This is a genomic window from Citrobacter sp. S46_ASV_140 (assembly GCF_018919545.1).
In the GTDB taxonomy this organism is placed as follows: domain Bacteria; phylum Pseudomonadota; class Gammaproteobacteria; order Enterobacterales; family Enterobacteriaceae; genus Citrobacter; species Citrobacter braakii.
In genome coordinates, this window is record NZ_JAHLRC010000073.1 from 1 (window position 1) to 17,930 (window position 17,930).

Genomic DNA, 17,930 nt, shown 5'->3' on the forward strand with positions numbered 1-17,930 from the left:
TTTGGAGCGGGAAACGAGACTCGAACTCGCGACCCCGACCTTGGCAAGGTCGTGCTCTACCAACTGAGCTATTCCCGCAAATTTGTACTGCTTTTGCTGCTGCCGTAACGTGTAATTCTCTGTCGTTACGGGAGGCGCATTATACGAGAAATCCGTTTAGCTGCAACCCCCCTAAAAGCGATTTTTTTGTTTTTCTGTTTAAGTGCTGAATTTATCGGCAAGTCGTCTAATTTAGCGACAATCCAGCCTCAGTGCAAGCTCACAGGAACGATATTCGTAGGCCGGGTAAGCCACAGCGCCGCCCGGCAATCCATAAAATCAAAGCTTAATAAAATGTTCGCGATAGTAAGCAAGCTCAGCAACAGATTCACGAATATCGTCCATCGCCTGATGCGTTCCCTGCTTGGTGAAGCCAGCAAGAATCTCCGGCTTCCAACGACGCGCCAGCTCTTTCAGAGTACTGACGTCAAGATAGCGATAATGGAAATACGCCTCCAGCTCCGGCATGTATTTAAACAGGAAACGGCGATCCTGACCGATGCTGTTGCCGCAGATAGGTGATTTCCCTTCTGGAACCCACTCTTTCAAAAAAGCCAGCGTAGCCAGTTCAGCTTCACGATCCCCCATGGTGCTCGCCTTCACGCGATCCACTAGCCCACTACCGGTATGCGTACGTACGTTCCAGTCATCCATTAATGCCAACTGTTCGTCGGACTGGTGCACCGCAATTGTCGGTCCTTCAGCCAGAATATTCAGGTTGGCATCCGTCACCAGCGTGGCTATCTCAATTATGCGATCGCGCTCGGGATCCAGACCTGTCATCTCCAGATCGATCCAAATCAGGTTGTTTTCATTGGCACTCATGCTATTTTCCACCCTTCAGCGTCACATTCAGTGTGACTATATTCATCTAAAATTGCGTGTATCATAAATGTTTTGCCCATTATGGGCGACCAGGAGTCAGTCCGATTGAGTAAGAATAAACTCTCCAAAGGCCAACAGCGCCGTGTGAACGCCAATCACCAGCGTCGTCTGAAAACGTCCACGGAGAAGCCAGACTACGACGACAACCTGTTTGGCGAAACCGCTGAAGGCATCGTTATCAGCCGTTTTGGCATGCATGCCGACGTGGAATCTGCTGACGGTGAGATTCACCGCTGCAACATCCGCCGTACAATTCGCTCGCTGGTGACCGGCGATCGCGTTGTCTGGCGCCCGGGAAAAGCAGCAGCAGAAGGCGTGAATGTCAAAGGCATCGTTGAGGCGGTACACGAGCGTACCTCGGTACTGACACGTCCCGACTTTTACGACGGGGTGAAACCCATTGCCGCCAACATCAACCAGATCGTTATTGTCTCAGCCATCTTACCCGAGCTGTCACTCAATATTATCGACCGGTATCTGGTAGCCTGTGAAACGCTACACGTTGAACCAATTATCGTATTGAATAAGATCGATCTGCTGGATGACGAAGGCATGGCCTTTGTTAACGAACAGATGGATATTTATCGCCACATTGGCTATCGCGTGTTGATGGTATCAAGCCGCACGAAAGACGGCCTGAAACCGCTTGAAGAAGCATTAACCGATCGCATCAGCATTTTTGCCGGTCAGTCGGGCGTTGGTAAATCTAGCCTGCTCAATAATCTTCTCGGTCTGCAGGAAGAGATCCTGACCAACGATGTCTCCGACAACTCCGGCCTTGGACAGCACACCACCACTGCCTCTCGCCTGTATCATTTCCCGCACGGTGGCGACGTTATCGACTCCCCTGGCGTACGTGAGTTCGGGTTGTGGCATCTGGAGCCGGAACAAATCACACATGGTTTTGTCGAATTCCATGACTACCTGGGCCACTGCAAATACCGCGACTGCAAGCATGATACCGATCCAGGCTGCGCTATCCGTGAGGCCGTAGAAAAAGGGGCAATAGCTGAAACTCGGTTTGAAAATTATCACCGCATCCTGGAAAGCATGGCGCAGGTAAAAACACGTAAAAACTTTTCTGATACAGACAACTGACAACTAAGCTAAGCATCGCTAGAATCGTCCCCCTTTTTTCAGGATCCGGCCCGTATGCCGGATCGGGAACAAATTATGGCCTGGAGGCTACCTTGTTAAACTCATTTAAGCTTTCGCTACAATACATTCTGCCGAAACTATGGCTCACTCGCCTGGCGGGTTGGGGTGCGAGCAAACGAGCGGGATGGCTGACTAAACTGGTTATCGATCTGTTCGTGAAATATTACAAGGTCGATATGAAAGAGGCGCAAAAGCCGGATACCGCCAGCTATCGCACCTTTAACGACTTCTTTGTTCGCCCACTGCGCGACGACGTTCGCCCGATTAACACCGATCCAAACGTACTGGTCATGCCTGCTGACGGCGTGATTAACCAGTTAGGAAACATCGAAGAAGACAAACTGCTGCAGGCCAAAGGGCACAGCTATACCCTTGAAGCACTGCTGGCCGGCAACTACCAGATGGCGGACAAATTCCGCAACGGTACGTTTGTGACCACTTACTTATCTCCACGCGATTACCACCGTGTACATATGCCGTGTAACGGTATCCTGCGTGAAATGATGTACGTGCCAGGCGATCTCTTCTCTGTAAATATCCTGACTGCGCAAAACGTTCCAAACCTGTTTGCACGCAACGAACGCGTAATCTGTCTGTTTGATACCGAATTTGGCCCGATGGTGCAGATTCTGGTCGGCGCGACCATCGTCGGCAGTATTGAAACCGCATGGGCTGGCACCATTACCCCACCGCGTGAAGGCGTCATCAAACGCTGGACCTGGCCGGAAGGCGAAAGCGAAGGGTCGGTGGCGCTGCTGAAAGGTCAGGAAATGGGCCGCTTTAAGCTCGGTTCCACCGTTATCAACCTGTTCGCGCCTGGCAAAGTTAACCTGGTTGAGCAGTTGCAGGACCTTTCAGTGACCAAAATCGGCCAGCCAATGGCCATCTCGACCGAGACATTCGTGACGCCAGAGGCAGAACCTGCCCCGCTTGCGAAAGAAGAGATCGAAGCAGAACACGACGCCAGCCCGCTGGTTGACGACAAAAAAGACGAAAGTTAAACATAGGAATCGCTGCTGTGCGCCTGATTATCACTTTTCTGATGGCCTGGTGCCTCAGCCTGGGGGCGTACGCTGCGACGGCCCCCGATGCCAAACAACTCACCCAGGAACTGGAGCAGGCAAAAGCGGCGAAACCTGCTCAGCCAGAAACCGTCGAGGCGCTCCAGTCCGCGCTGAATGCCCTCGAGGAGCGTAAAGGTTCTCTCGAACGTGCCCAGCAATATCAGCAGGTTATTGATAACTTCCCCAAGCTGTCCGCAACATTACGCGCGCAGCTTAGCAACCTGCGCGACGAACCGCGCAATGTGCCAACCGGACTCACCACCGATGCGTTAAACCAGGAGATCCTCCAGGTCAGCAGCCAACTGTTGGAAAAGAGTCGTCAAGCCCAGCAGGAGCAGGATCGCGCCCGGGAAATCGCCGACTCGTTAAGCCAGCTTCCTCAACAGCAAACCGATGCCCGCCGCCAGCTAAATGAGCTTGAGCGACGTATTGGTACCGCCAACTCTAATCCCGCGCAGAATCAGGCGATGCAGGCTGAATCCGCCAAACTCAAAGCCCTGGTCGATGAACTGGAGCTGGCGCAGCTTTCCGCTAATAACCGCCAGGAGCTGGCGCGTATGCGCTCAGAGCTGGCGGAAAAACAGAGCCAGCAGCTCGATACTTACCTGCAGGCTTTGCGCAACCAGCTCAACAGTCAACGTCAGCGTGAAGCAGAGCGAGCGCTGGAAAGCACCGAACTGTTGGCGGAAAACAGCGCGGGACTGCCGGAAGGTATTGTCGACCAGTTCAAGGTTAACCGCGAACTGTCTCAGGCATTAAACCAGCAGGCGCAACGTATGGACCTGGTCGCCTCGCAACAGCGTCAAGCCGCCAGCCAAACGCTACAGGTGCGCCAGGCATTGAATACGCTGCGAGAGCAGTCTCAGTGGCTTGGGGTCTCAAATATGCTGGGAGAAGCACTGCGCGCGCAGGTATCCCGTTTACCGGAAATGCCCAAGCCTCAGCAGTTGGATACCGAAATGGCGCAGCTTCGCGTGCACCGTATGCGCTATGAGGATCTCCTCAACAAACAGCCGCAGTTGCGTCAGATTCATCAGGCCGATGGACAACCGCTGACCGCTGAACAGAGCAGCATTCTCAACGCCCAGTTACGCACCCAACGTGAGCTGCTGAACTCTTTGTTACAGGGTGGCGATACGCTGATCCTTGAGCTGACCAAGCTCAAAGTCTCTAATAGCCAACTGGAAGATGCGCTAAAAGAGGTCAACGAAGCAACGCACCGTTATCTGTTCTGGACGTCGGACGTTAGCCCCATCTCCCTCTCCTGGCCTGTCGACATCGTCCAGGATCTGCGGCGTCTGATCTCATTAGATACGTTTAATCAGTTGGGCAAAGCCAGCATCATGATGCTGACCAGCAAAGAAACGCTGCTGCCGCTTTTCGCGGCATTGGTGCTGGTTGGCTTTAGCCTCTCTTCGCGCAAACACTTCACCCGTTTTCTGGAGCGTTCATCTGCCCGGGTCGGGAAAGTCACCCAGGACCACTTCTGGCTGACGATACGCACGGTGTTCTGGTCGATACTCGTCGCTTCTCCGTTGCCGGTGCTGTGGGCAACGCTCGGTTACGGATTGCAGGAAGCCTGGCCTTATCCATTGGCTGTCGCTATCGGCGATGGCGTTACCGCCACGGTGCCCATGCTGTGGGCAGTAATGATTTGCGCCACCTTTGCGCGCCCCAACGGTCTGTTCATTGCCCACTTTGGCTGGCCGCGTAACCGCGTCGCGAAAGCCATGCACTATTACCTGATGAGTATCGGGCTGATTGTGCCGCTGATCATGGCGGTGATTATGTTTGATAATCTCAATGACCGGGAATTCTCCGCCTCACTGGGGCGTCTGTGCTTTATTCTGATTTGCGGTGCGCTGGCGGTCGTGACCCTGAGCCTGAAACGCGCCGGAATACCGCTGTACCTCGATAAAGAAGGCAACAGCGATAACATGGTCAACAGCATGCTGTGGAATATGCTGATGGGCGCACCGCTAATTGCCATTCTCGCTGCGGCAGTGGGCTATCTCGCCACGTCGCAAGCTTTACTGGCGCGTCTGGAAACGTCCGTAGCTATCTGGTTCTTGTTACTGGTGGTGTATCACGTTATCCGCCGCTGGATGCTGATCCAGCGCCGCCGGCTGGCGTTTGACCGCGCCAAGCATCGACGTGCTGAAATGCTGGCGCAGCGCGCACGGGGTGAAGAAGAACCAGCGCATTCCACCAGCCTTGAAGGCACGATTGATGTTGATGAAAGCGAAGTGGATCTGGATGCTATCAGCGCGCAATCACTGCGCCTGGTGCGCTCTATCCTGATGCTTATCGCCCTGCTCTCGGTCATTGTGCTGTGGTCAGAAATTCATTCCGCTTTCGGCTTCCTGGAAAATATCTCGTTGTGGGATGTCACCTCCACGGTGCAGGGTGTGGAAAGTTTAGAGCCGATAACGCTGGGTGCGGTGCTTATCGCAATCCTGGTGTTTATCATCACTACCCAGTTAGTGCGCAACCTGCCCGCGCTGCTTGAGCTGGCGCTACTGCAACATCTCGATTTAACCCCCGGCACCGGTTACGCCATCACCACCATCACCAAGTACCTGCTGATGCTGATTGGCGGTCTGGTTGGCTTCTCAATGATCGGTATTGAGTGGTCCAAACTGCAATGGCTGGTAGCGGCTCTCGGTGTCGGTCTGGGCTTTGGTTTGCAGGAGATCTTCGCCAACTTTATTTCCGGCCTGATTATCCTGTTTGAAAAACCAATCCGCATTGGCGACACGGTGACGATTCGCGATCTTACCGGTAGCGTGACGAAAATTAATACCCGCGCCACGACCATCAGCGACTGGGACCGCAAAGAGATCATCGTCCCCAACAAAGCCTTTATCACCGAGCAGTTTATCAACTGGTCGTTATCGGATTCGGTCACCCGTGTGGTATTAACCATCCCGGCACCGTCGGAGGCTAACAGCGAGGAGGTTACGCAGATCCTGCTTACTGCCGCACAACGCTGCTCGCTGGTTATCGATAACCCGGCACCAGAAGTCTTCCTGGTTGACCTGCAGCAAGGGATTCAAATCTTCGAACTGCGTATTTATGCCGCTGAAATGGGGCATCGTATGCCGCTGCGCCACGAAATCCACCAGTTGATTCTGGCAGGCTTCCGTGAGCACGGTATCGATATGCCGTTCCCACCGTTCCAGATGCGTCTGGAGAGCCTCGGCGGTAAGCAAACGGGAAGAACCTTAAGTTCTGCGGGCAGAAGCAGTCGCCCGGCGGGGAGTTTGTAAGTCATGCCACAATAAGACGTGAGGTGTGCTTACACTACCCAGCGTCTTATTTACCAGCATAATTGATATCTAATGATAAAACGCCATAACCAAAAAAGCAGGAGAGCCGCCATGACAGAATATTGCCAGATACCGCGCTGTCTTCTCCATACGATCGCATAGATAAAAGGAATAAACAGAGGTAGTGTTAAGATTATGCCCACAGAACGAACATCGTCGTCCTCAATATAATCCATGACATCACAGACATTATTGATTCCCCTGCCGTCAATAAACCATTCCTTGTCCTGAGTTGAAAACATAATTATCAATATAATGCTAACTATGCCCCAGATGAAATTCAATGTAAAAGACTTCCAACTCATTAGCCGCCTCGCATAATTTTAAGTATTGCATCTTTCTTTTCTATAATTCGACGACCATATTCACTATACTCACGATCCGGAAAACCGGGTTGTTCACTAATAGATTGGATAATATCCTTTTTATTTCTCATGGTTCCACGATTATATCTAGAACCAGCCAATATTATTTGTTCATCTGTCAAGTACATAGTATCAGAATCTGGATTGTCATATAAAATAAGATCGCGTAAATGGAATGCTACCACCCGAATATTAAAGTGGTTATCAAGCAAACACTGCGACAAGCGGAATTGCTGAAAATGAGTCAGTTTATCTGGGTGAATACCTATTGTTCTTGCTGCAACGCCTATCTGGATAGCAACTGAACCGACAGATGTAGCATTCGACCATTCATTGCTGCTCTTTCCCAATACTTCTTCAATTACCTGTCTAAATTGCAGAACACCAACACCTTTAAATCTCTCTGGAGTTCCGCCAACTTCTGCGACAGCAACACCTGCAAGGAGTAATTCTGGGACTCTTGCTTCATAAGCACATTGTTTTATAATAGTTCTATGGTGAATTAACCAAGCCGTTTTATAATACCAAAGATATGATTTCCCAGTCATAAAACGCCAATTGGTAGGCAGGGCATACCAACGGAAAAAATCCAACCCGTTCCAATGAGGAAAACCATATTCGTCTATCTCACAAAATGGCGGAGAGCTGATCATCATAAAAATTTAATCACCAAGGCAATGTAAACATTGACCTAACAATAGCCATGATTCTCAACCAGTAATGAGACAGACATCACAAGCATAAAAGGAAAAATCAGAAGTTATATTTTTTAAAATAAATTCATAGCAGCAATCATTTCCAATTATACAATATCACCCCAAGATGATTGTCATAATAAATATATCAAAAGATATACACACGAATATCATTTTGATAAATTATAAAAATGATTTAATACGAACAAAGCCCGGACGGTATCCCTATCGGGCTTTGCGGAAATTCAATATTTATCTTTCCTTAGTCTGTCACCCACCGGGGGAGTTTCACCATACGACGGCTGTAGTTCTGATAAATCGCCATTGCCAACAGCGAGAAGAAGATCGGGCCTCCGGTCATCCACAATGCGCTGTTCCAGTCCCCAGCTTCAATCACCGGCTGGATGATGGTGAACACATTGGCAAACGTCACCGCCAGCACAACCACCGATGTGGCCAGTAACGTCGCCGCTCGGGTTTTAAAGACAACAAACGGTCTTTCCAGGCCCGTACGGGCTTTAAAGAACGGAAACGCCAGCGCGAGGAACAGATACGGCAGCGTCATCGAGACGTTCGCCATCAGCGTCAGTTTGTTATAGAACGCTGAAGCCGTATCGCCGCCAAACGAAACCAGCAGGATAAACAGGCTCACCAGCAGGCACTGCAACCACATTGCCGTCGTCGGCATCCCCACGGCATTCAGTTTGGTCATTGGCGCTGGCCACAGCGCCTTCGGCGTTCCCTGAATAATCGCTTTCAGTGGCGAATAGCTGAGCGTGAAAAAAGCGCCGGTATAAGCGAGAAACATAGAAAGCCCGGTGATACGCGCGAACCACACCCCCGTCGCCATCGCGGTTTCAGGAGAAAAATGCAGCACGTTACCTAACGTCATCCCAAGGCTTTTCATCAGGATATACGTTATATTGCCGAGGTTGACCGAGCTATTGCTTAATACTTGCTGCCAGTTGGTGCTAACGCCCCATAAAAATATGGCCAGTGAATAACCGACAGAAATGACAATCGCGGCAAAGACAATGCCTTTCGCAAAGTTCTTTTCTGGCTTTTCTGTTTTATCAACTAATCCCCCCACGGCTTCTATTCCGCCGTAAGCAAAAATAGCAAACACAACAAATGACAACATGGCCAGACCGGACTGATATCCAGGATTAGGCGAGGAGATGAAATTAATATCCTGCGCAAAGTGACCACCAGTTAATAACAAAATAGCGACACTCACTAACAACAGAACTAAATTAAGACACATTACGGCAATTCCGCCTACAGCCGTAATACGAGCAATCTTATTAATACCCCGGGAGGCCACGCAGGTTACCAGAATCATCCAACCGACGGCGAGCAACCCGACGACCTGCGTAGGCTCAAGCCCCGCAAAACGCCAATGCTGCGTCATGTCTGCGCCAAATAAGAAGGTTGAAAAAGGTACCCAAACTTTCGCTGCGGTACTTACCATCCATATTACATAGGAAGAAAACCACATAAACGTGCCGATAAACGCATAGCGTGGCCCAACGCTATTATTCATCCACGAATAGATTCCGCCCTCTTCTTTCCGATAGGCAGCCCCCATTTCCGCCATCATTAAAGCAAATGGGATAAAGAATAATAATGCAGAAAATATATACCACGGAATCGCGCTATACCCCATTAAATAGAATGCGGAGGGGCTATTCGCAAAACCGAAAACAGACGTAAATATCATGAGGATGAGACCTATTAGGCTCATCTTTTTTATTGTTTGGGTCATTAAACCATCCCTTACTCTGGCAAGCGTTTAACAAACGCCACTCACCGGTTGGCACTGCCCTCTTTTCAGAGTTCAGCGATAGAAAAATCAACACAGAATTGATACCTGAACGATATCAAATATCCAGGAGTAAATTGTGGCTATTAGAGGGTAAATGAAAAAATATGCTACAAAGTGGCCATTTCACCGCCACTTTGTATGAAAGGAGAGTGCGTTACGCGCGATCGACGGTAAATGCGATAACCTCGGCAAGGCTCTCTGCGCCCAGCGCCAGCATCACCAGACGGTCAACGCCCAGCGCCACGCCAGAGCAATCCGGCATCCCCACTTTTAACGCTTCAAGAAGGTTGGTGTCGATAGGCTGCTGCGGCAAGCCACGTGCGGCACGTTTGCGGTTATCCTGTTCAAACCGCTGCTGCTGTTCGCGCGCGTCGGTCAATTCATGGAAACCATTCGCCAGTTCAATACCTTTGTAGTAAACCTCGAAACGTTCAGCCACGCGGTGATCTTCGGTACTGATTTGCGCCAGTGATGCCTGGCTGGCCGGGAAATGATACACAAACGTCGGTTTGTCTTTGCCAATATGCGGCTCAACGCCCATCGTAAACAGCAACTGCAGTAAGGTGTCCCGGTCTTCTTCGGTATCGGCGATATTGCTGAGATCCAATTTCGCCGCCACTTCCCGCAGTTGGGTTTTATCCGCAGACAGCGGGTCTATCTCCAGATGACGCTGGAAGGCTTGCTGGTAAGAGAGACTTTCCGCAGGTGAGCAGTCCAGCACCTGCTGGAGCAAATCATCCACTTCATTCATCAGGCGATACATATCGTAGTGCGGACGATACCACTCGAGCATGGTGAATTCAGGGTTATGATGACGCCCCATCTCTTCATTACGGAAGCTGCGGCACAGTTGATACACCGGGCCGCATCCTGCCACCAGCAGGCGCTTCATATGGTATTCCGGGCTGGTCATTAAATAGAGATTCATTCCCTGGGAGTGTCCAGGGCCGACGAAACGCGTTTCGAACGGGAACAGATGGATGTCCGTTACCGTTGCCTGACTCATACAAGGGGTCTCAACCTCAAGCACGCCACGATCGGCAAAAAAGCGGCGAATCTCCGCTATAATTGCTGCACGTTTTAACAGATTGGGGATGGACGCGCTCGGCTGCCAGGTTGCCGTTTCGCTCATGGTTGTTTCTCCGATTTAAGACAAGGGCACGAAGTCTACTCGTATCGCGTTAACGAGACAAATTTCGCACGCCAATAATCCACACTGGCAATTGGATAAAAAAAGCGACATGGGGTGGTTTAGTAATTAAATTAATCAAATTCAATGATAATTCCCCCCTTTGACACGCTAAAAAAATCGAACACGTCAAATTTCCCGCACATCCCTGAGACTATACTATTGTACCTATAAAGGAGCAGTGGAAACGCGTTCATAACCTGTTTGAAGCCGATGAAGCATCTGATTTCAGGCAGGAATGAAATAACAACAATCTGGAGGAATGTCGTGCAAACCTTTCAAGCCGATCTTGCCATTATAGGCGCCGGTGGCGCGGGATTACGTGCTGCAATTGCTGCCGCACAAGCAAATCCCAACGCTAAAATCGCACTGATCTCAAAAGTGTACCCAATGCGCAGCCATACCGTTGCTGCCGAAGGCGGCTCTGCTGCTGTCGCGCAGGATCATGACAGCTTTGACTACCATTTTCACGATACGGTAGCAGGCGGAGACTGGCTGTGTGAGCAGGATGTCGTGGATTACTTTGTCCACCACTGCCCAACTGAAATGACGCAACTGGAACAATGGGGCTGCCCATGGAGCCGCCGTGAAGACGGTAGCGTCAACGTACGTCGCTTCGGCGGTATGAAAATCGAGCGTACCTGGTTTGCCGCGGATAAAACCGGCTTCCACATGTTGCATACGCTGTTCCAAACATCTTTGCAGTTCCCGCAGATTCAGCGCTTTGACGAACACTTCGTTCTGGATATCCTGGTTGATGATGGCCATGCTCGCGGCCTGGTTGCCATGAACATGATGGAAGGCACGCTGATGCAGATCCGTGCTAATGCTGTTGTGATGGCAACGGGCGGCGCAGGTCGTGTTTACCGTTACAACACCAACGGCGGCATCGTAACTGGCGACGGTATGGGCATGGCGCTGAGCCACGGCGTTCCGCTGCGTGATATGGAATTCGTTCAGTATCACCCGACGGGTCTGCCAGGCTCTGGTATCCTGATGACCGAAGGCTGCCGTGGTGAAGGCGGTATCCTGGTCAACAAAAACGGCTACCGTTATCTGCAAGATTACGGCATGGGTCCGGAAACCCCGCTGGGCGAACCGAAAAACAAATACATGGAACTCGGTCCGCGCGACAAAGTTTCTCAGGCTTTCTGGCACGAATGGCGTAAAGGCAACACCATTTCCACCCCGCGTGGCGATGTGGTTCACCTCGACCTGCGTCACCTCGGCGAGAAAAAACTGCTCGAACGTTTACCGTTCATCTGCGAACTGGCGAAAGCCTACGTGGGTGTCGATCCGGTTAAAGAGCCGATCCCGGTACGTCCTACCGCGCACTACACCATGGGCGGTATCGAAACCGATCAGCACTGTGAAACCCGCATTAAAGGTCTGTTCGCTGTGGGCGAATGTTCCTCTGTTGGTCTGCATGGCGCTAACCGTCTGGGTTCTAACTCCCTGGCGGAACTGGTGGTCTTCGGTCGTATGGCCGGTGAACAGGCTGCAGAACGTGCTGCAACGGCTGGCGCTGCAAACAGTGCCGCGCTCGATGCGCAGGTTGCTGGCGTTGAAAAACGTCTGAAAGATCTGGTTAACCAGGAAGGTAACGAAAACTGGTCTAAGATCCGTGACGAAATGGGCCTGTCCATGGAAGAAGGTTGCGGTATCTACCGTACACCGGAACTCATGCAGAAAACCGTTGATAAACTGGCGGAGCTGCAGGAACGCTTCAAGCGCGTCCGTATCACTGATACCTCCAGCGTCTTCAACACCGACCTGCTGTACACCATCGAACTGGGTCACGGTCTGAACGTTGCTGAATGTATGGCGCACTCTGCTCTGGCGCGTAAAGAATCCCGCGGCGCGCATCAGCGTCTGGATGAAGGCTGCACCGAGCGTGACGATGTGAACTTCCTCAAACACACCCTCGCCTTCCGCGATGCTGACGGCACGACTCGCCTGGAATACAGCGACGTGAAAATCACCACTCTGCCACCGGCTAAACGTGTTTACGGTGGCGAAGCGGAAGCAGCCGATAAGAAGGAGAAGGCGAATGGCTGAGATGAAAAACCTGAAAGTTGAGGTGGTGCGCTATAACCCGGAAACCGATACCGCGCCGCACAGTGCTTTCTACGAAGTTCCTTATGATGAAACCACGTCACTGCTGGATGCGCTGGGCTACATCAAGGATAACCTGGCACCGGACCTGAGCTACCGCTGGTCCTGCCGTATGGCGATCTGCGGCTCCTGCGGCATGATGGTCAACAATGTACCTAAACTGGCGTGCAAAACCTTCCTGCGTGATTACACCAACGGCATGAAGGTTGAAGCGCTGGGCAACTTCCCGATTGAGCGCGATCTGGTCGTCGACATGACGCACTTTATCGAAAGCCTGGAAGCGATCAAACCGTACATCATCGGTAACCCGCGTACACCGGATCAGGGTCCAAACACCCAGACTCCGGCGCAGATGGCGAAGTATCATCAGTTCTCCGGTTGCATCAACTGTGGTCTGTGCTACGCCGCGTGCCCGCAGTTCGGCCTGAACCCAGAGTTCATTGGACCGGCTGCGATTACGCTGGCGCATCGTTACAACGAAGATAGCCGCGACCACGGTAAGAAGGAGCGTATGGCTCAGTTGAACAGCCCGAACGGCGTCTGGTCCTGTACTTTTGTGGGCTACTGCTCCGAAGTCTGCCCGAAACACGTCGATCCGGCTGCGGCCATTCAGCAGGGTAAAGTTGAAAGTTCAAAAGACTTTCTTATCGCTACCCTGAAACCACGCTAAGGAGTGCACGATGACGACTAAACGCAAACCCTATGTGCGACCAATGACGTCCACCTGGTGGAAAAAGCTGCCATTTTATCGTTTTTACATGCTGCGCGAAGGCACGGCGGTTCCGGCAGTCTGGTTCAGCATTGAACTGATTATCGGCCTGTTTGCACTCAAGCATGGTGCAGAGTCCTGGATGGGCTTTGTCGCCTTTTTGCAAAACCCGGTGGTGGTGATCCTGAATATTATCGCCCTGGCAGCAGCGCTGCTGCATACCAAAACCTGGTTTGAGCTGGCGCCAAAAGCTGCCAACATCATCGTAAAAGACGAAAAAATGGGGCCAGAGCCGATCATCAAAGGTCTCTGGGCAGTTACTGTGGTTGCGACAGTAGTAATACTGTTTGTTGCCCTGTTCTGGTAAGGAGTCCGGAATGATTAATCCAAATCCAAAACGCTCTGACGAACCCGTATTCTGGGGCCTGTTTGGTGCAGGCGGTATGTGGAGCGCAATCATTGCGCCGGTGATGATCCTGCTGGTCGGCATTATGCTGCCGCTGGGCTTTGTTCCTGATGCTTTCAGCTATGAACGCGTACTGGCATTCGCTCAGAGCTTCATCGGACGTGCGTTTCTGTTCCTGATGATCGTTCTGCCGCTGTGGTGCGGTTTACACCGTATGCACCACGCGATGCATGACCTGAAAATCCACGTGCCTGCGGGCAAATGGGTATTCTACGGACTGGCAGCTATCCTGACCGTTGTAACGGCTATTGGGATCCTGACCATCTAATCGCATGCGTTAATTATCAGGCCCGCCAATGGCGGGCCTTTTTATTAGTGCAGCATCCCGGTCAACCAGCGGGAAAACTCACGCATCGCGGGCGTCTCCGGACGAGATTGTAAACGCGTTATCCAGTAACTCCCCAGATCAATCTGCGTTAGAAAAGGCTGCACGATACGTTCACTACTGAGCAAATGCGTGAACATTCTTACCGGTGCAATTGCCACACCAATCCCCGCCTGCGCGGCTTCCAGCATTGAGACGGACGAGTCAAACACCACCACGTTGTGCGTCGGTGACGGAGGTGCTTCTCCGGCGGCCTGCATCCAAAGCGTCCATTCATCACGCCGATACGATCGTAATAACGGAAATTTCAGGATGTCCACAGGTGCTTTAATCTGCGAGGCCAATGTCGGTGAACACAGCGGAGACATCAGCGCGCTACACAAATATTGCGCATCGGTATCGTGCCAGGCTCCTCCTCCGTAGCGAATAGTATAATCCAGCCCTTCGGCGGCGGGATCCACACGGTTATTGTGGGTGGAAATATGCAAATCAATATGCGGACAGTGGCGCTTAAAGTCGCTCAACAGAGGGAAAAGACAGCCGACCGCAAAGGTCCCCACCACGCCAATTTTTAGTTTTTCCTGAGTCTGTTTAGTGGCAAAACGATCCAGCATCCCCGCCATACGATCGAAAGAGTCATTAAGTACAGGTAACAGACTTTCCCCTTCAGTCGTCAACATTAACCCTCGAGAACCACGCACAAAAAGCTGACAATTCAGCTGTTGCTCCAGCGCTTTCACATGCTGGCTTATTGCAGAATGCGTCACGTTGAGCTCAATCGCAGCGCGGGTAAAGCTGAGATGTCTGGCCGCTGCTTCAAAAGCCCGCAGCGAGTTAAGGGGGATATAGCTACGCGTCATTATCTGGCCTGTTAGAAAAACTTATATCTGCTGCTAAATTTAACCGTTTGTCAACACGGTGCAAATCAAACACACTGATTACGTCTGACGGGCCCGGACACCCTTTCGCTTTTAATTACGGAACTGATTTCATGATGAAAAAATCGATATGCTGCGCGCTGCTGCTGACAGCTTCGTTCTCCACGTTTGCCGCCGCAAAAACAGAACAACAAATTGCCGATATCGTTAACCGCACCATCACACCGCTGATGCAGGAGCAGGCAATTCCGGGTATGGCCGTTGCGATTATCTATCAAGGGAAACCTTATTACTTTACCTGGGGTAAAGCCGATATCGCCAATAACCGTCCAGTCACTCAACAAACGCTGTTTGAACTCGGATCGGTCAGTAAAACGTTCAACGGTGTGCTGGGCGGCGATGCTATCGCCCGCGGCGAAATTAAGCTCAGCGATCCGGTCACGCAGTACTGGCCTGAACTGACGGGTAAGCAGTGGCAGGGTATCAGCCTGCTGCACTTAGCCACCTACACGGCAGGTGGCCTGCCGCTTCAGGTTCCGGACGACGTTACGGATAAAGCCGCGTTACTACGCTTTTATCAAAACTGGCAGCCGCAATGGGCCCCAGGCGCTAAACGTCTTTATGCTAACTCCAGCATTGGTCTGTTTGGCGCCCTGGCGGTGAACCCCTCAGGCATGAGCTACGAAGAGGCGATGACCAAACGCGTCCTGCACCCCTTAAAACTGGCGCATACCTGGATTACGGTTCCGCAGAGCGAACAAAAAGATTATGCCTGGGGTTATCGCGAAGGAAAGCCTGTGCATGTATCCCCTGGCCAACTTGATGCTGAAGCCTACGGGGTGAAATCGAGCGTTATCGATATGACCCGTTGGGTTCAGGCCAACATGGACGCCAGCCAGGTTCAGGAGAAAACGCTCCAGCAGGGCATCGAGCTTGCGCAGTCACGTTACTGGCGTGTTGGCGATATGTACCAGGGCCTGGGTTGGGAGATGCTGAACTGGCCGGTGAAGGCCGACTCGATAATTAGCGGTAGCGACAGTAAAGTAGCACTGGCAGCGCTTCCTGCCGTTGAGGTAAACCCGCCCGCGCCTGCCGTGAAAGCCTCATGGGTGCATAAAACGGGCTCCACTGGCGGATTCGGCAGCTATGTTGCTTTCGTTCCAGAAAAAAACCTTGGCATCGTGATGCTGGCAAACAAGAGCTACCCAAACCCTGTTCGCGTCGAGGCCGCCTGGCGCATTCTTGAAAAACTGCAGTAACGGACAAGGAGGCCCTGGATATCGGGCTTCCTTTCTTTCTCTTTTTTTCCTGCTGTCATCTACACTTAACAAAAATCCAGCAAGGAAAATCCCATGCGCATTCTGCCCGTCGTTGCTGCAGTTACGGCTGCATTTCTGGTTGTCGCTTGCAGCACCCCAACACCACCGAAAGGTGTTACCGTAGTAAATAACTTTGATGCCACACGCTATCTGGGCACCTGGTATGAAATTGCGCGTTTCGACCATCGATTCGAGCGCGGACTGGAAAAAGTGACTGCTACCTACAGCCTGCGCGACGACGGCGGTATCAATGTTATTAACAAGGGCTATAACCCGGACAGAGGAATGTGGCAGAAAACGGAGGGGAAAGCCTACTTCACTGGCGCCCCAAACCGCGCTGCGCTCAAGGTCTCGTTTTTTGGCCCCTTCTATGGCGGGTATAACGTGATTGCCCTCGACAGGGAATATCGTCACGCGCTGGTTTGCGGGCCGGATCGCGACTACCTGTGGATCCTTTCACGGACCCCTACTATTTCAGATGAAATGAAACAGCAAATGCTGGCCATCGCGACCCGGGAAGGGTTTGAGGTGAATAAGCTGATTTGGGTAAAACAGCCTGGCGCTTAGTGGGTGCTCAGCTTGAGGCCAATAATACCGGCCACAATCAGCCCGAGGCTCAGTAACCGCGCCGGGCTGGCAGATTCTCCCAGCAGCAGAATCCCTGTAATGGCCGCGCCGACTGCGCCGATACCGGTCCATACGGCATAGGCGGTTCCTACAGGCAACGTACGCATTGCCCAGGAGAGCATGGCGATACTGACGATCATTGCCACAATAGTGATAATGCTTGGCGTCAAACGCGTAAAACCGTGGGTATATTTCAGGCCAATCGCCCAGACAACTTCGAGCAGACCTGCAATTAATAATACGATCCAGGACATATAAGGCTCCAGAACAATGGGGCCGTCCCCGGTGAAAGAAGCGTTTGCAGGTCGTCCTGCAAAGCTGATGTGTGAAATGGCATTTTTGCGCGAGAGAAAATGAATTTCAACCTTTTTATTCGCTGCCCGCTAAAAGCAAGAATTAAGCATAATTAGCGGCGTAGTTCCCGCATTTGGCACTCATGGAGTTCTCTATGATGAAGGGCTTTCTGAATCCAGAAAGTCGATTGCCTCTCTTCTGAATGCGAAAAGGTTATGCTTAAAATTTTAGTGATTGACCGGTGCCACTTTACCCGCACAGGGATTGAGGCCTTGCTTAATCATTCTGGCAGGTTCAGCTCCTCATTTCTTGTGTCAGGGATCAATAATCTCCTGTTAGCAAAAGAGCATATTTTGCAGTGGAAGCCGCATCTGGTGATCGCGGATTTATACAGTTTTATTAGCGAGACGCATACCAGTCCGCCAATTAAACCCTTTTTCATGAGCTGCGGCGTCATCCCGCTGATTTTACTGCAATCAGTTGAAAGACAGCACACCTCAATGGCTTCCTCTCAATCCGTCGCCTATTCGGACTTAACCAAGCACACCACGCTGAACGCGCTCTCACACACGATTCAGGAGGCGCTACATCTTCGCCCCACATTAGAAATAGCCGAAAACGCGACTCCGCTGCTTACGCCGCAGGAGG

17 protein-coding genes and 1 tRNA gene are annotated in these 17,930 nt (G+C 51.6%); 10 read left to right on the forward strand and 8 right to left on the reverse strand.

The features are described from left to right. Window positions 1–2: 2 nt before the first annotated feature. Both KQJ19_RS16670 and orn read right to left on the reverse strand, forming a co-directional pair. Window positions 3–78: transfer RNA gene (locus KQJ19_RS16670), tRNA-Gly, on the reverse strand. A 240-nt stretch (window positions 79–318) separates the two neighbouring features. Continuing rightward, the gene (gene orn, locus KQJ19_RS16675) at window positions 319–864 is read right to left on the reverse strand and encodes an oligoribonuclease (protein ID WP_016151407.1); all 546 of its coding nucleotides are present in this window, start codon (window positions 862–864) and stop codon (window positions 319–321) included. A gap of 105 nt (window positions 865–969) precedes the next feature. Here orn and rsgA point away from each other — a divergent pair, with 105 nt between their 5' ends. The 3 genes from rsgA to mscM all read left to right on the forward strand — a co-directional run bounded on the left by rsgA (window position 970) and on the right by mscM (window position 6,415). Beyond that, complete coding sequence (rsgA, locus tag KQJ19_RS16680) at window positions 970–2,022, forward strand: small ribosomal subunit biogenesis GTPase RsgA (protein WP_019078196.1); 1,053 nt, start codon at window positions 970–972, stop codon at window positions 2,020–2,022. Between the two features lie 92 nt (window positions 2,023–2,114). Then, window positions 2,115–3,083, forward strand: coding sequence for an archaetidylserine decarboxylase (asd, locus tag KQJ19_RS16685; protein WP_016155504.1), 969 nt, complete (start codon window positions 2,115–2,117; stop codon window positions 3,081–3,083). Window positions 3,084–3,100: 17 nt separating this feature from the next. Continuing rightward, entirely contained in the window at window positions 3,101–6,415 is a 3,315-nt protein-coding gene (gene mscM / locus KQJ19_RS16690) for a miniconductance mechanosensitive channel MscM (protein ID WP_016151404.1), read from the forward strand. A 50-nt stretch (window positions 6,416–6,465) separates the two neighbouring features. Here the strand turns inward: mscM and KQJ19_RS16695 are convergent, their stop codons facing one another. The 4 genes from KQJ19_RS16695 to epmA all read right to left on the reverse strand — a co-directional run bounded on the left by KQJ19_RS16695 (window position 6,466) and on the right by epmA (window position 10,492). Beyond that, window positions 6,466–6,780, reverse strand: coding sequence for a YjeO family protein (locus tag KQJ19_RS16695; RefSeq protein WP_047500022.1), 315 nt, complete (start codon window positions 6,778–6,780; stop codon window positions 6,466–6,468). Then, window positions 6,780–7,496 carry a hypothetical protein gene (locus KQJ19_RS16700; RefSeq protein WP_077249808.1) on the reverse strand — a complete coding sequence of 239 codons (717 nt, stop codon included), beginning with the start codon at window positions 7,494–7,496 and terminating at the stop codon, window positions 6,780–6,782. The genes KQJ19_RS16695 and KQJ19_RS16700 overlap by 1 nt, the downstream gene beginning before the upstream one ends. Before the next feature lie 301 nt (window positions 7,497–7,797). Beyond that, window positions 7,798–9,300 (reverse strand): glutamate/gamma-aminobutyrate family transporter YjeM, encoded by a 1,503-nt coding sequence (gene yjeM, locus KQJ19_RS16705; RefSeq protein ID WP_216403878.1) that lies wholly within the window; start codon window positions 9,298–9,300, stop codon window positions 7,798–7,800. A gap of 214 nt (window positions 9,301–9,514) precedes the next feature. Further along, on the reverse strand, window positions 9,515–10,492 hold the full coding sequence (gene epmA / locus KQJ19_RS16710; RefSeq protein ID WP_003830517.1) for an elongation factor P--(R)-beta-lysine ligase: 978 nt from the start codon (window positions 10,490–10,492) through the stop codon (window positions 9,515–9,517). 324 nt (window positions 10,493–10,816) lie between these two features. Here epmA and frdA point away from each other — a divergent pair, with 324 nt between their 5' ends. From frdA to frdD, 4 genes are read left to right on the forward strand one after another with little or no spacing between them, the layout of a single operon-like run. Continuing rightward, on the forward strand, window positions 10,817–12,607 hold the full coding sequence (gene frdA / locus KQJ19_RS16715) for a fumarate reductase (quinol) flavoprotein subunit (RefSeq protein ID WP_016151402.1): 1,791 nt from the start codon (window positions 10,817–10,819) through the stop codon (window positions 12,605–12,607). Further along, window positions 12,600–13,334, forward strand: coding sequence for a fumarate reductase iron-sulfur protein (frdB, locus tag KQJ19_RS16720; protein WP_006686291.1), 735 nt, complete (start codon window positions 12,600–12,602; stop codon window positions 13,332–13,334). The genes frdA and frdB overlap by 8 nt, the downstream gene beginning before the upstream one ends. 10 nt (window positions 13,335–13,344) lie before the next feature. Further along, window positions 13,345–13,740 (forward strand): fumarate reductase subunit FrdC, encoded by a 396-nt coding sequence (gene frdC / locus KQJ19_RS16725; RefSeq protein ID WP_016151401.1) that lies wholly within the window; start codon window positions 13,345–13,347, stop codon window positions 13,738–13,740. A gap of 10 nt (window positions 13,741–13,750) precedes the next feature. After that, window positions 13,751–14,107 (forward strand): fumarate reductase subunit FrdD, encoded by a 357-nt coding sequence (gene frdD, locus KQJ19_RS16730; protein WP_003025535.1) that lies wholly within the window; start codon window positions 13,751–13,753, stop codon window positions 14,105–14,107. Between the two features lie 44 nt (window positions 14,108–14,151). Here frdD and ampR read toward each other — a convergent pair whose 3' ends face one another. Next, the gene (gene ampR, locus KQJ19_RS16735; RefSeq protein ID WP_016155499.1) at window positions 14,152–15,024 is read right to left on the reverse strand and encodes a LysR family transcriptional regulator AmpR; all 873 of its coding nucleotides are present in this window, start codon (window positions 15,022–15,024) and stop codon (window positions 14,152–14,154) included. 131 nt (window positions 15,025–15,155) lie between these two features. Here ampR and blaCMY point away from each other — a divergent pair, with 131 nt between their 5' ends. Then, a complete protein-coding gene (gene blaCMY / locus KQJ19_RS16740; RefSeq protein ID WP_216403879.1) occupies window positions 15,156–16,301 on the forward strand; it encodes a CMY-2 family class C beta-lactamase in 1,146 nt (381 codons plus the stop codon). Between the two features lie 93 nt (window positions 16,302–16,394). Continuing rightward, complete coding sequence (locus KQJ19_RS16745; RefSeq protein WP_204552603.1) at window positions 16,395–16,928, forward strand: lipocalin family protein; 534 nt, start codon at window positions 16,395–16,397, stop codon at window positions 16,926–16,928. On the opposite strand, the gene sugE is transcribed toward KQJ19_RS16745, so the two are convergent. Then, window positions 16,925–17,242, reverse strand: a complete 318-nt coding sequence (gene sugE, locus KQJ19_RS16750) for a quaternary ammonium compound efflux SMR transporter SugE (protein ID WP_016151397.1) — start codon at window positions 17,240–17,242, stop codon at window positions 16,925–16,927. The two genes, KQJ19_RS16745 and sugE, sit on opposite strands and share 4 nt — an antisense overlap. 255 nt (window positions 17,243–17,497) lie before the next feature. Here sugE and KQJ19_RS16755 point away from each other — a divergent pair. Next, on the forward strand, window positions 17,498–17,930 hold a 433-nt coding region (locus tag KQJ19_RS16755; protein WP_216403880.1), incomplete at its 3' end, for a helix-turn-helix transcriptional regulator.